This window comes from Sphingopyxis sp. RIFCSPHIGHO2_12_FULL_65_19, from assembly GCF_001830555.1.
Classification (GTDB): Bacteria; Pseudomonadota; Alphaproteobacteria; order Sphingomonadales; family Sphingomonadaceae; genus Sphingopyxis.
In genome coordinates this window covers 1-13,099 of the sequence record NZ_MIAM01000009.1, presented here as the reverse complement: position 1 = coordinate 13,099, position 13,099 = coordinate 1, and the positions used below count along the sequence as shown (strand labels likewise).

The 13,099-nt window shown below is 64.7% G+C and carries 11 protein-coding genes and 1 pseudogene; 6 read left to right on the top strand and 6 right to left on the bottom strand.

What is annotated here, in order from left to right; all coding sequences use genetic code 11:
* Nucleotides 1–159: 159 nt before the first annotated feature.
* From gltX to A3E77_RS01980, 3 genes and pseudogenes are all read left to right on the top strand, one after another.
* Nucleotides 160–1,626 (top strand): glutamate--tRNA ligase, encoded by a 1,467-nt coding sequence (gene gltX / locus A3E77_RS01990; RefSeq protein ID WP_293643234.1) that lies wholly within the window; start codon nucleotides 160–162, stop codon nucleotides 1,624–1,626.
* 38 nt (nucleotides 1,627–1,664) lie between these two features.
* Nucleotides 1,665–2,856 (top strand): annotated as a pseudogene (locus A3E77_RS01985) (type II citrate synthase).
* A 30-nt stretch (nucleotides 2,857–2,886) separates the two neighbouring features.
* Nucleotides 2,887–3,396, top strand: coding sequence for a hypothetical protein (locus tag A3E77_RS01980; protein ID WP_293643233.1), 510 nt, complete (start codon nucleotides 2,887–2,889; stop codon nucleotides 3,394–3,396).
* Nucleotides 3,397–3,425: 29 nt separating this feature from the next.
* Here A3E77_RS01980 and A3E77_RS01975 read toward each other — a convergent pair whose 3' ends face one another.
* Genes A3E77_RS01975 through A3E77_RS01965 form a run of 3 tightly spaced genes read right to left on the bottom strand, consistent with a single transcriptional unit; the run spans nucleotide 3,426 to nucleotide 6,989 of the window.
* Complete coding sequence (locus A3E77_RS01975; protein ID WP_293643232.1) at nucleotides 3,426–4,796, bottom strand: sensor histidine kinase; 1,371 nt, start codon at nucleotides 4,794–4,796, stop codon at nucleotides 3,426–3,428.
* Nucleotides 4,793–5,716, bottom strand: coding sequence for a hypothetical protein (locus A3E77_RS01970; protein WP_293643231.1), 924 nt, complete (start codon nucleotides 5,714–5,716; stop codon nucleotides 4,793–4,795). The genes A3E77_RS01975 and A3E77_RS01970 overlap by 4 nt, the downstream gene beginning before the upstream one ends.
* Nucleotides 5,717–5,774: 58 nt before the next feature.
* Complete coding sequence (locus A3E77_RS01965) at nucleotides 5,775–6,989, bottom strand: hypothetical protein (RefSeq protein WP_293643230.1); 1,215 nt, start codon at nucleotides 6,987–6,989, stop codon at nucleotides 5,775–5,777.
* Nucleotides 6,990–7,245: 256 nt separating this feature from the next.
* On the opposite strand from A3E77_RS01965, the gene gyrA reads away from it, so the two are divergent.
* Complete coding sequence (gyrA, locus tag A3E77_RS01960) at nucleotides 7,246–9,960, top strand: DNA gyrase subunit A (protein ID WP_293643255.1); 2,715 nt, start codon at nucleotides 7,246–7,248, stop codon at nucleotides 9,958–9,960.
* Nucleotides 9,957–10,265, top strand: a complete 309-nt coding sequence (locus A3E77_RS01955) for a DUF952 domain-containing protein (RefSeq protein WP_293643229.1) — start codon at nucleotides 9,957–9,959, stop codon at nucleotides 10,263–10,265. Before gyrA ends, A3E77_RS01955 begins: the two co-directional genes overlap by 4 nt.
* 105 nt (nucleotides 10,266–10,370) lie before the next feature.
* Here A3E77_RS01955 and A3E77_RS01950 read toward each other — a convergent pair whose 3' ends face one another.
* Both A3E77_RS01950 and A3E77_RS01945 read right to left on the bottom strand, forming a co-directional pair.
* On the bottom strand, nucleotides 10,371–10,931 hold the full coding sequence (locus A3E77_RS01950) for a peroxiredoxin (protein WP_293643228.1): 561 nt from the start codon (nucleotides 10,929–10,931) through the stop codon (nucleotides 10,371–10,373).
* Between the two features lie 161 nt (nucleotides 10,932–11,092).
* Nucleotides 11,093–11,473 carry a glycine zipper 2TM domain-containing protein gene (locus A3E77_RS01945; RefSeq protein ID WP_293643227.1) on the bottom strand — a complete coding sequence of 127 codons (381 nt, stop codon included), beginning with the start codon at nucleotides 11,471–11,473 and terminating at the stop codon, nucleotides 11,093–11,095.
* Between the two features lie 165 nt (nucleotides 11,474–11,638).
* Here A3E77_RS01945 and A3E77_RS01940 point away from each other — a divergent pair, with 165 nt between their 5' ends.
* Nucleotides 11,639–12,487 (top strand): TauD/TfdA dioxygenase family protein, encoded by an 849-nt coding sequence (locus A3E77_RS01940; protein WP_293643226.1) that lies wholly within the window; start codon nucleotides 11,639–11,641, stop codon nucleotides 12,485–12,487.
* A gap of 27 nt (nucleotides 12,488–12,514) precedes the next feature.
* On the opposite strand, the gene A3E77_RS01935 is transcribed toward A3E77_RS01940, so the two are convergent.
* Nucleotides 12,515–13,099 (bottom strand): lysoplasmalogenase (locus A3E77_RS01935; RefSeq protein WP_293643225.1); only part of this gene is annotated, 585 nt, incomplete at its 5' end.

Genomic DNA, 13,099 nt, shown 5'->3' with positions numbered 1-13,099 from the left:
TCTCGTTCGGCTTCCAGCCGTATTTCCAGCGCGTCGATGGCTCGATGCCAAGGGCTGGCAGCGTCCCGCGCAATGGGCGTTTGAAGCTGCCCTGTCGCCATGCTAGGGGCACCCCCGATCCTGCCCGACTGGGCAGCAAAGTGAGTGAAAGAGGCCGGAGTGGCAACCGAAAACCAAACCAAAGTGGCTGAAGCGACGACCGAGGCTGTTGGCACCGAAGTGGTGACGCGCTTCGCGCCGTCGCCGACCGGCTATCTGCACATCGGCGGTGCGCGGACCGCGCTGTTCAACTGGCTGTTTGCGCGGCATCACGGCGGAAAATTCCTGTTGCGCATCGAGGATACCGACCGCGCCCGGTCGACCGATGCCGCGATCGACGCGATTCTCGACGGGATGCAGTGGCTCGACCTCGACTGGGACGGCGAAACGGTGTTCCAGTTTGCGCGTGCGCCGCGCCACGCCGAGGTCGCGCACGAACTGCTCGCCAAGGGCGAAGCCTATCGCTGTTACCTGACGCAGGACGAACTCGCCGCGATGCGCGCCGAAGCGCAGGAAAAGCGCCTTCCCTTTCGCGTCCGCAGCCCCTGGCGCGACCGCGACGATGGCGACCCGTCGGTCCCGCATGTCATCCGGCTCCGCGCGCCGCAGGATGGCGCGGTGACTATTGCCGACAAGGTACAGGGTGAGGTTACGGTGCAGAACGCCGAACTCGACGACTTCATCCTGCTGCGCAGCGACGGCACCCCGACCTATATGCTCAGCGTCGTCGTCGACGACAATGACATGGGGGTCACGCACGTCATCCGCGGCGACGACCATCTGAACAACGCGTTCCGCCAGCTCGCCCTGATCCGCGCGATGGGATGGCGCGAGCCGGTTTACGCCCACGTGCCGCTGATTCATGGCGCCGACGGCGCGAAATTGTCGAAACGGCACGGCGCGCTCGGCGTTGACGCCTATCGCGACGAAATGGGCTATCTGGCCGAAGCGGTGAACAATTACCTCCTTCGCCTCGGCTGGGGCCATGGCGACGATGAAATCATCAGCCGCGAACAGGCGACCCAATGGTTCGATCTCGGCCATGTCGGCCGCTCGCCATCGCGCTTCGATTTCAAAAAGCTCGAAAATCTGAACGGCCATTATATCCGCGAAGCCGATGATGCGCGCCTGGCGGGACTGGTCGCGCCGCGCGTCGAAAAACTTGTCGGGCGTGCCCTGGACACACATGATCGCGACCTGCTGACGCGGGCGATGGATGCGCTCAAACCGCGCGCCAAGACGCTCGACGAAATCGCCGATGGCGCGGTTTTCCTGTTCCAGCCCGATCCGTTGCCAGTGGACGAAAAGGCGATCGAAGTGCTAAAGGCCGCGCCCGAAGGCCTGCTGGCCGCTGTGACAGAGCGACTTCGCGGGCTGAACGACTGGACAACAGAAGAGCTGGACGCCGCCGTGCGCGCCGAAGCCGAAGCCGCCGAACTGGGCCTAGGTAAATTGGCGCAACCTTTGCGCGCGGCATTAACCGGCCGAACCGTTTCCCCGGGAATTTTCGACGTGCTGCTGTTGCTGGGACGAGATGTCAGTCTGGCCCGACTTGACGCAGCGCAACATTATCCGGCAGGGGCGTAACCACTCTCTCTCCCCGCTGTCAGAACAGGGAACAAGATATGACCGACACCGCAAAAATCACGCTCGGCGACAAGACCGTCGACAGCCCTGTCCTGTCGGGCACCGTCGGACCCGACGTAGTCGATATCCGCAAATTCTACGCGCAAACGGGCGCCTTCACCTACGATCCCGGCTTCACCTCGACGGCGAGCTGCGAATCGCAGATCACCTATATCGACGGTGACGAAGGCATCCTGCTCCATCGCGGCTACGCGATCGGCGATCTTGCCGAACATTCGAGCTTCATGGAAGTCTGCCACCTGCTGCTCAACGGCGAACTGCCGAATGCCGAGGAACTAGCCGCGTTCGACAACACGATCACGCGCCACACGATGCTGCACGAACAGCTCGCGACCTTTTACCGCGGGTTCCGCCGCGACGCGCATCCGATGGCGATCATGTGCGGCGTCGTCGGCGCGCTCAGCGCCTTCTATCACGACTCGACCGAGATCCACGATCCGCATCAGCGGATGATCGCCAGCCACCGACTGATCGCGAAAATGCCGACGATCGCCGCGATGGCTTACAAATATTCGGTCGGCCAGCCCTTCGTCTATCCCGACAACAAGCTCAGCTACACGGGCAATTTCCTGCGCATGACCTTCGGCGTCCCGGCCGAGGAATATGAGGTCGTTCCCGCCGTCGAGCGCGCGCTCGACCGCATCTTCATCCTCCATGCCGACCATGAACAGAACGCGTCGACCTCGACCGTCCGCCGCGCTCAACATGCTGCGCGAAATCGGCCGTCCCGAACGCATCCCCGAATATATCGCGCGGGCGAAGGACAAGGACGATCCGTTCCGCCTGATGGGCTTCGGCCACCGCGTTTACAAAAATTACGACCCGCGCGCGACCGTGATGCAAAAGACGGTGCGCGAGGTGTTCGACGCTTTGAAGGTCAACGACCCGGTGTTCGAGGTCGCACTGCAACTCGAAGAAATGGCGCTGAACGACCCCTATTTCGTTGAAAAGAAGCTGTTTCCGAACGTCGATTTCTATTCGGGCGTTATCCTGTCGGCGATCGGTTTCCCGACGACGATGTTCACCGCGTTGTTCGCTCTCGCCCGCACCGTCGGCTGGGTCGCGCAGTGGAACGAGATGATCTCGGACCCCGCGCAGAAAATCGGCCGCCCGCGCCAGCTCTACACCGGCCCGACGCACCGGCCCTTCGTTCCGGTCGACAAGCGCTAAGCGCGCGAGAAGCTATTGCGGAGGCGAAAAATGTTCATTCGTTGCAGCATCACGGCACTGGCCGCCATCGCCTTGCCCGCCTCCGCCATGGCACAGACCGCAGCCAACCCGTTTGAGTGCGCCTTGCCGCACAAGGCGGCCATGCAATCATTGGGTTCGCTCACCGTAGTGAACCAGAAGCCGGGGTCGCCGGCCACCGCATTTTTGGGCGAAATCTCATCGGTCGAATTTGCGCCAGCCGGGGTGAAGGTTCTGGGGGCGACCCCTTCCAAACTTATTCTAACGATCATTGGCCCGACGACAAAGCCGGGCGACAAGCGACTGTCGGTCACCCTCAGCTCTTATTTTCTGCGTAATGCGGCCAACGAAAAGACGCTGAACGCCGCAGGTTGGACCAGCTCATGCGTCGATGGTGTTCGGGTGTGCGGTCGCGATCAGATCGGAACGAAGGACAGTGCTTCGATAACCTATATGCGCGATGACCCGAGAGAATTGAGCATCGTCTGCCGGTACAGCCTGACGACCGACGATCTGGAATAGGCTACGCCGCGCAATACAGCAGCGATATTCTAAGCCACATCCCGCGCCGGCAGGCTCAGCGTGAATCGCGCTCCCTGCCCCGGCGCGCTATCCACCGTCAGGTCGCCGTCCATCGCGCGCGCCAGTCGCCGCGCGATATACAGCCCCAGCCCGGACCCCCCGCTGTCGGTGCGGCCCAGCCGCTCGAATTTCTCGAACACCACCGCCTGTTGCTCGGCGTCGATCCCCTGTCCCTGGTCGGCCACGGTCACCATCGCACGGTCGCCTTCGCGGTCGACGCGTATCCATATCTGCGAATCGTCGGGCGAATAGCGGATCGCATTGCCCAGCAGGTTCAGCAGCACCTGCAACACGCGGCGGAACTCGCCGGTCGCGGGCGCCTTGTCGTCGGTGCGCGGGGCGTCGATACGGATGCCCTTTTCTTCGGCCTTCATGCCCAGCAACCCGACCGCGCGGCGCGCCAGGTCGCCCAGGTCGATTTCGTCGGCTGCGGCCTTGAATCCGGGCCGCTCGATATTCTGCAAATCGGCCAGATCGTCGACCAGTCCCAGCAGATGCCGTCCTGCGTGGGCGATATCGCCTGCATAACGTGCATAATCCGCACGGATGGGCCCGTCGAACTGGCCCGAAATCGTCTCTGCCGTGGCGATGATGCGGCTAAGCGGTCCACGCAGCGCGCCGTCGATGCGGCGTCCGAATTGCGGATCGGACAATGGCAGCGATCCGAACACCGGATCGACCAGCGCCCCGCCCGGCTTGGTATCGGACGAAGTGGGTGCGTCGACGGCAACTGCCAAGCCGCGAAAGCCCGTGAACCGGCCCGTCGCGTCGAACAAGGCCTCGCCTGACAGCGTCATCGCGATATCGGATGCTTGGACGCGCTGCCCGTCGAAACGCGATTGCCGCGCCAGCGCCCGCAGGACCGGAAAGCGCCCGTCGTCATCGGGCTGGAGCTCGAACAATTCGGACAGCGAACGCGCCTCCCACCCCGTGGGGATCGGCGGAGCATCCGGCGCGGCGCGCAGCGCGACAATGCGCAATTGCTGATCGCATTCCCACGTCCAGCTTCGCGGCATCGCGGTGCCCTCCCCGATCGCCGGGATTTGCGGCTGCGCTAGCGGGCGGGTGCGCCAATCGGTGATCTCCAGGCTCGCGCCATCGGCATCGGGAGTGATCCGCACCAGGGCGTGAATGTCGCTATGGTCATCGGCCGCGTAAAGCGGGCGGCTGATGTCGCGGTGCAACCGCTGCGCCAGCGTGACGAGGCGTGCGAGGTGCGGCAACGCCAGCGGTTTGTCGAGCCCGGCGCCAGCCCGCTGTTGCAGGCGCAGCAACGGCGCGTCGGCGCTGACCAGCGCCCCTGCCCGGTCTATCCGGCCGCGGATGACGCGTTCGTTCACTGGCCGCGTTCCGCCAGCCGGGCATCGCCATAGTCGGCCCCGCCGACCGCCCGCGCGGGCAGCATCGCAAGCGACGCCTCCAGCGGGGCCAGCGCCGCGTGATCGAGGCGCAGCGGCGCCAGCAGCGATGGCAGCGCCGCCGTTTCGGCTGTCAGCAGCGCCAACGCCATGTCGTCATAGTCGCGGCGATGGCACGCCGCAGCCAATGCGATCAAGGTCGGCCAGTCGTGCCGCCCGATCGCGCCAGCCGCGGCGTCCGGCAATGTGGCGCCCAGCGCGTTGTAAAAGGCAACCCCCGCTCGCGTAATACCCATTTCGCGCGTTTGCTGCTCGGTCGCGACGCGCACCGCGTCGCCGAGTTTGCTGGCGCGCGCGCGGTCTTGGCTCACTTCAGCCAGCCGCCAGGCCGCGATGTCGAGCAGGAGTGCGCGAAAAACCTCTTCGTCGATGTCCGGGGCGGCCAGCGACGGGTTGCCGAGCGAATCGAAGCGTCGGCGGTCGGCGATCTGGAGCGTCAGATAGGCGCGCTCGACCTCGGACGGGGTTTCGCCGATCGTGGGGGTTTCGATGCTGGAGGCATCGGGTTCGGACAAAAGCGGCGGCGGGCTGGTTCGCTGCGCCGATTGCTCGCGCCAGCGATGTTCCTCGGCGCGGGCGAAACAAATGCCTGCCAGCCGTGATGCGCAGGGCAATCCGCCGCGCAGCCATTCGGCCCACAAAGCGGCAGGATCAATCTCTGGATCGAGCCTTGCCGCAAGATCGACGACCAGCCGACGGGCAATCCCCAGCGACAGGGCGCGCTGCTCCTCGGTCAGCCGCCCCGCGGTGGGCGCGGCGAGATAATCCGCCAGCTCGCGCAGGCGCGCCGACAGCGTCGGCGACGGCGGATCGATGCCGGGAGAGGAGACGGACTCAGTCATGCGCATCCGCCAATAACAGCATGGCGTTAATAGGCCTTAAACCTTCAAGGCCATTGTTCTAGCGCGCTTCCGGGCGCCGCGCGAGCCGCAGCCAGAGCAGAATCTGGAACAGCGCCAGCAACGGGAGAATGGCGAACATCAGCGGCGCAAAGCCGAACATCAGCGCTGGTGCGAGCAATATCCACGACTGGTCGGCATCGGGGAGCAGCCAGTGAAACCGCCGCTTCTCGCCCGAATCCTCGTACAGCGACCGCGCCAACAGGATCGTCGCCGCCAGGCACGGTGCCAGCGCGGCTTCCGAAAATGGCGGCATCCGATGCTCTGGCCCGGCGAGCGACACGAGCCAGGGAAAGATCGCGAGCAACAACCACGCAAAACTGCGGATCACGTCGCGCGCGCGATCCTGGCCCGCACTTTCGGCGCGAAATGCCGAAAGGAACCGCATCGCCGCCAATCCCAGCCCGCCCAAAATCGCGACGATCGCGCCAGCCGCCGCCAATCCGCTTGCGGCCAACAGGGCGACGATCACCCACAGCGCCGCCGTGATATAGGGCAGGTATCGCGCCGTCGTCGGCGATTTGACCAGCAGCGGTCCGGCGAGCCGGATGAGCGGCATCATGATCGACGACCGCCCCAGCCCCATGCCGCCATATTCGACCTGTTGCAGGCTTGATTGCTCGATCAGCGCGGCCATCGGACGGTCGGCGACGATGGCAATTTCCCCCTGTTCAAACAGCGCGGGTTCGCAATAGAGCCGCCGCGCGCCCGACTGCACTGCAAGCCTGAGCAGCGTCAGCATCATATCCCATTCACCGGGCATCGCCGCGAGCTCGGCAACCATCGCATCGGATATGCTCGCCAGCCCGCCCCAGCGCCGCGTCGCGTCAATCCGCTCGAATGCCTGGGTCAACGGGGTGTCGCCGGTGACGAGGATAGCCGGCGACCCCGGCCGGGCGATTGCGGCATAATGCGTCCCGCCAGCGCGCAGACCATCGGCGACCAGGATGATGCGGTCGTCGCCCTCGACGAGCGCCAACAGGTCGGGCGCCGCGCGCACGGGTGTCACCTTCACCCCGCGGCGGCGAATGCGGTCGCAGGTCGCCAGCAGCTCGGCCGGCACCGCCGCCACCGCGACCGCGATATGCGTCACCCCCACATCCGAAAGGCGTGCCGCCTGCCGTTCGATCAGCGTTTCGCCCGCGACCGTGACGAGCGCGCGGAGCGACCCGTCGGGCAGCATTTCGCTGGCGCCGACCAGCGCGATCAAAGCCATCGGCGCACGGGTTTTTCAGCAGCGGTCATCGGCGCGCAGCTTTAGGGCTGAACAAGCGATTGGCAAGCCCCGCGATGGCGCCGGACGATGCTGCTTCCACCCCCCGTTTCCGCCTACTTTCCGCGCCTTTTGGCGCAGCAAAAAAAAGCCCGGAAAATGACCGAATCGCTGGTCTTTCCTGCCCCTATCGGCTAGGCCAAATTCATCTCCTGAAAGAGCAGAAAAAGGCCGGGTCTTGACCGAAGAAAATACGCCTATGCAATCGCCCGAAGATGGCGTGTCGCCGATCAACATCGTCGACGAAATGAAGACGTCCTATCTCGATTACGCCATGAGCGTGATCGTCAGCCGCGCGCTTCCCGATGTGCGCGACGGGCTGAAACCGGTGCATCGCCGAATCCTCTATGCCGCGCAGGAAGGCGGCTTTGTTCCAGGGCGTCCGTACAAGAAGTCGGCCAAGATCGTCGGCGACGTGATGGGCAATTATCACCCGCACGGCGACAGCGCGATCTACGACGCGCTCGCGCGCATGACGCAGGACTGGTCGCTGCGCGTGCCGTTGATCGACGGTCAGGGCAATTTCGGTTCGATGGACCCCGACCCGCCGGCATCGATGCGCTACACCGAAGCGCGCCTTGCCAAGACCGCGATGGTGCTGCTGAACGACCTCGACAAGGACACCGTCGACTTCCAGCCGAACTATGACGCCAGCCGTGACGAGCCGACCGTGCTCCCGGCACGTTTCCCCAACCTGCTCGTCAATGGCGCTGGCGGTATCGCGGTCGGCATGGCGACCAACATCCCGCCGCACAACCTGGGCGAAGTGATCGACGCGACGCTTGCGACGATCGACAATCCCGCAATCACGCTCGACGAACTGATGGCAATCGTTCCCGGCCCCGATTTTCCGACCGGCGCGACGATGCTGGGACAGGGCGGCGCGCGGCTTGCCTATGCGACCGGGCGCGGCTCGATCATGATGCGCTCGAACTATATGATCGAGGAAGGACGCAACGATCGCCAGTCGATCGTGCTGACCGCGATCCCCTTCCAGGTGGGCAAATCGGGTCTTGTCGAGAAAATCGCCGAAGCCGCGCGCGACAAGCGCATTGAGGGTGTCGCCGACATCCGCGACGAATCGAACCGCGAAGGCGTGCGCGTCGTCATCGAATTGAAGCGCGACGCCACCGCAGAGGTCGTGCTGAACCAGCTGTGGCGCCACACCCCGGCACAGTCGAGCTTCCCCGCCAACATGCTCGCGATCCGCGGCGGGCGCCCCGAAATGATGGGGCTGAAGCCGATCCTCGAGGCGTTCATCACCTTCCGCGAAGAGGTGATCACCCGTCGCTGCAAATTCGAGCTCGCGAAGGCGCGCGACCGTGCGCATATCTTGCTCGGGCTCGTCGTGGCGGTCAGCAACCTCGACGAAGTCGTCCGCATCATCCGCGGGTCGCCCAGCCCGGCGGCGGCGCGCGAAGCACTGCTCGCGCGCGAATGGCCGATCGGTGATATCGCGCCCTATATCCGCCTGGTCGAGGCGATCGAGGGCGAGATGGAAGACAGCGCGACTTATCGCCTGTCCGAAATTCAGGTGAAGGCGATCCTCGACTTGCGCCTGCACCGCCTGACCGCACTTGGCCGCGATGAAATCGGCAAGGAACTCGGCGAACTGGCGGCCGAGATCGAGGAGCTGCTGTCGATCCTCGCCGATCGCGAAAAACTCTATGCGGTGATGCGCGAGGAACTGGTCGCGGTGCGCGAGGAATTCGCAACGCCGCGCCGAACGCTCGTTGCGCCAGCCGCCGACGGCATCGACGACGAGGATCTGATCGAGCGCGAGGAGATGGTCGTCACCGTCACCCTCGACGGCTATATCAAGCGCACCCCGCTCGACACCTTCCGCGCGCAGCGCCGCGGCGGCAAGGGCCGCGCGGGGATGGCGACCAAGGACGAGGATGTCGTCACCGAATTGTTCGTCACCTCGACGCACACGCCGGTCCTGTTCTTCTCCACCGCCGGCAAGGTCTATCGCATGAAGGTGTGGCGCCTGCCGGAAGGCGGGCCTGCGACACGCGGGCGTCCGATGATAAACCTCCTGCCGCTCGGCAAGGACGAGACGATCTCGACCGTGCTGCCGCTGCCCGAGGATGAGACCGAATGGGGTAAGCTGCACGTCATGTTCGCAACCGCGAAAGGCAGCGTGCGGCGTAACAGCATGGACGCTTTCACGAACGTCCCCTCCAATGGCAAGATCGCGATGAAGTTCGAGGGCGGGGACGAGGACGACCGCCTGATCGGCGTCGCGCTGCTCGACGAAAGCGACGATGTTCTGCTCGCGACGCGGCAGGGCAAGGCGATCCGCTTTGCCGGCGACGACGTTCGCGAGTTTCAGAGCCGCAATTCGACCGGCGTGCGCGGTATGCGGCTGGCGGATGGGGACGAGGTCATCTCGCTTTCGATCCTGCACCGCGTAGGCACCACGATGGACGAGCGCGAGGCCTATCTGCGCGCGGCGCCGTGGAAAGATAATGAGAATGAACCGACCCTGCCGGGAGACCGGATGGCCGAACTCGCCGCCAGCGAACAGTTCATCCTTACCGTCTGCGCCAATGGTTATGGCAAGCTGTCGTCGGCCTATGAGTATCGCCGCACGGGACGCGGGGGTCAGGGCATCACCAACATCGACAATATCGCTCGCAATGGCCCGGTTGTCGCCAGCTTCCCGGCGACCAAGGTGCATCAGCTGATGCTGGTGACCGATCAGGCGAAACTGATCCGGATGGGCCTCGATTCGATGCGTGTCATCGGTCGCGGTTCGGCGGGCGTCCGGCTGTTCGATGTCGCGAAGGACGAGCATGTCGTCTCGGCGGCGCTGATCGAGGATAGCGACGAGGACGAAGGTGAAGGCGTGGAAGCCGGGGACATTGTTGCTGCCGAAACCGAAACGCCCAGCGAAGCGGCGCCCGAATGACCGCGTCGACGGCCTTCAAGGTGCTGACCCAGCAGCAATGGGCGGATTTCGAGCGCGAACGCGTGTTCCGCGGCGCTCCGGCGGATATAGCCGACGGCTATATCCACCTGTCGACCGCTGAACAGCTGGAAGCGACGATTGCCAAATATTTCGCCGGGCAATCTTGCCTGATGATCGCCGAGGTGGACTTGCTTCTCCTGGGCGACGCGATCCGCTGGGAACCGGCGCGCGGGGGCGAGCTCTTCCCGCACATCTACGCCGAACTACCGATCCACGCGGTGGTAAGCCTGCAAAAGCGCGATTGATCCATCGCCTGCTGCGAAGGGCTCGTTCAACGATGAGCCGTTGCCCTTCTCAGGACCATATTCTTGCGTGGCTCCCGGATGGGCGTCCTTGTGCGCAAATGGCGGTCAACGACGGCTTGCTCTCCACGCGCGCACGGCCGCCATGCTCTTTTCGATATGCGCTTGCGGCTTGGGGTCGGTGTAGCTCAACAAGATCGTGCCGTTCGGCGCGATGACATAAGAGGTGCGGCTGGAAATCGCGGGCTGGCCGGGACGCTGGATCACGCTGTCATATTTTGCTGCGACCTTCGCGCCGGGGTCGGCCGCAACCGCAAATTTGTCACGGCATTCGGATTTTGAAAATTCCGCAACACGGTCGATATTGCCCGCCGTCACGCCAACGACGCGCGCGCCCAATCGACCGAAATCGTCGCTGGCCTCCGCAAACAGATGGGCCTCGATCGTGCAGCCGGGCGTAAAAGCCGCTGGAAAGAAATAGAGCACAACCGGGCCGCTACGCAGCGTCTGCTTCAGCGACAAGGCAAAAGGCTTGCCGCCCTTCGCCGCGTTCAGCGTGAAGTCGGGCGCCTTCGCACCCTTCTGAAGCGCGGCGATCCCCGCGACGGGAAGCGCGGCGAGCGCGAAGCCTAAACTGGCCGCCGCCACAAACTTCGTCAACTTTTTCATCTGCGACCTCCCTGTCGGGTAGCGATCACGGCCGCTGCCGGAAGGTCCACCTTACCGCCTTATTGATCGACCGCAATCACCCTGCTCGCGATCGACCACCGCCGCACCGACGCAGCCCGGTGGCCGCGCGGCGCAAGCGTGGCCCCGGATGGCCGGTTCGCTTAGCAGCGACGACCGCCACGATCGATCTCGCGCCCGATCAGCGCCCCGGCGGCGCCGCCGATAATGGTGCCCGGAACCCGGTCGCCGTAACGATCGACTTCGCGGCCGAGCAACGCGCCGGCAGCACCGCCGATGATCAGCCCGGTCGTCCCGCTGCCGCGTCGGCAATAATAGCGCCGATCGCGATAATGGCTGCGGCGATAATCGCGGCGATAGTCACGCCGATAATCGCGGCGGTAATCGCGATATCGGTCATTGTCGCGGTGGCCGTAATAGGAATGGCGGTGATGGCGGTCGCGGGCGTCGGCTTCGACGGGCAGCGCGGCCAGGGCGCTGGCACCGATCAACGCGGTCAACGCCAGTCTTTTGAACAGGAACATCGGTCTTCTCCATATTGGTCCCCGCGCACAAGATTAAGGGCGAAAAGATGGCGCCTCGCTGAACTGCCAGCCCAGAAACGCCGCACCGCAATCGACTCGGCGAGGTTTCGGGGCGACCTGCCGCGCGCGATTGACGACGGACCGCAATCGGCGCAGCATCGCCCGATGACGATTTCGATAACCGCCAGCGGGCAATCCTGCGGCGCCCGCATCGGCGGCGTCGACCTCACCCAGCCGCTTGATGCGGGGACCATCGCCGAAATCCGCGCCGCATGGCTCCACCACCATGTCCTCGTCTTTCCCGGCCAGGCGATGAACGAAGATGATCTTGAACGCTTCACCGGCTATTTCGGCGGCTTCGGCGACGATCCATTCATTCGCCCGATCCCTGGCCGCGACCATATCATCGCGGTCAAGCGCAAGGCCGACGAGACCGCGCCGCTTTTCGCCGAAAACTGGCACAGCGACTGGAGTTTTCAGGCGCGGCCGCCTGCCGGCACCTGCCTGTTCGGCATCACCATCTCGCCCGTCGGCGGCAAAACCGAATTTGCGAACCAGCACGCCGCGCTCGATGCGATGCCCACCGATCTTCGGGCGCGTGTCGAGGGGCTTCAGGCGATCCACAGCGCCCGCGCCGGCTACGCTCCGTCGGGCATGTATGGCGCGAACGACAAGAACCGCAGCATGGACATCCTTTCGAGCGACGATGCGCTCGACACGCAGCGCCATCCTTTCGTTCGCGCGCACCCCGAAACGGGGCGCCTGGGGCTGTTCGGTTGCGCGGGCTATATCATCGGCTTCGACGGCATGGACGACGGCGACGCCCTGCCTTTGCTCTATGACCTCATCCAGTGGCAGGGCCGCGAAGAGTTTCGCTACGTGCATGAATGGGAGCCCGACATGCTGGTCATGTGGGACAACCGCTCGGTACTTCACCGCGCGACCGGCGGCTATGATGGCTACGACCGGCTGCTCCATCGCACCACGATCGCGGCGTGGGGCGGAGCCGGGTAGAATCGTTGCGGTCGATGGCGACGCGTTTCAGCGCTTGGCCGTTTCGCTCGCCAGCGTTGCCACAACTCCCCATGCGATGAGCGCCTGTCCCGCAAAATAGAGCGGCCAGACAAACCACATGGTGATGTCTTTGGACAATGCCCCGCCCTCACCCGCAAAGATGAACAAATCGCTGGCGAGGAAGATCATCGCGCCGATGCCCGTCCGATACCGCGGGAACCGGCTCGCCCAGGCCGTGGCCGCCATCAGCGCAACGATCGCGGTGTAGCCGATCGCGGCACTCATTTGGGCGGGCTCGGCATGTCTTGTCAGCCCCCATGCCACCAGCAGCGCAAGCGGCACCACCGCGAACACCAGCAGGGCCTGCGACCGCGTCATCGCAGCGCGCCGATTGCCAAGATACAGCGTAATCGCAATCGCATGACCCACGGCGAACGCCGCCGCCCCCTGCATCAGCCCTGCCGCGTCGAGCAGCCAATCGCCCAGCGCGCCAAAGCCAAGCGCCGCGGCGATCATCCAGCCATCGCGGCCGCGCGCATTTGCGGCCGCCCATGCCGCGAGCAGCGCGACGCCGGACGTTTTCCAGGCCCATATGGCGGGACCGTCCCAGCG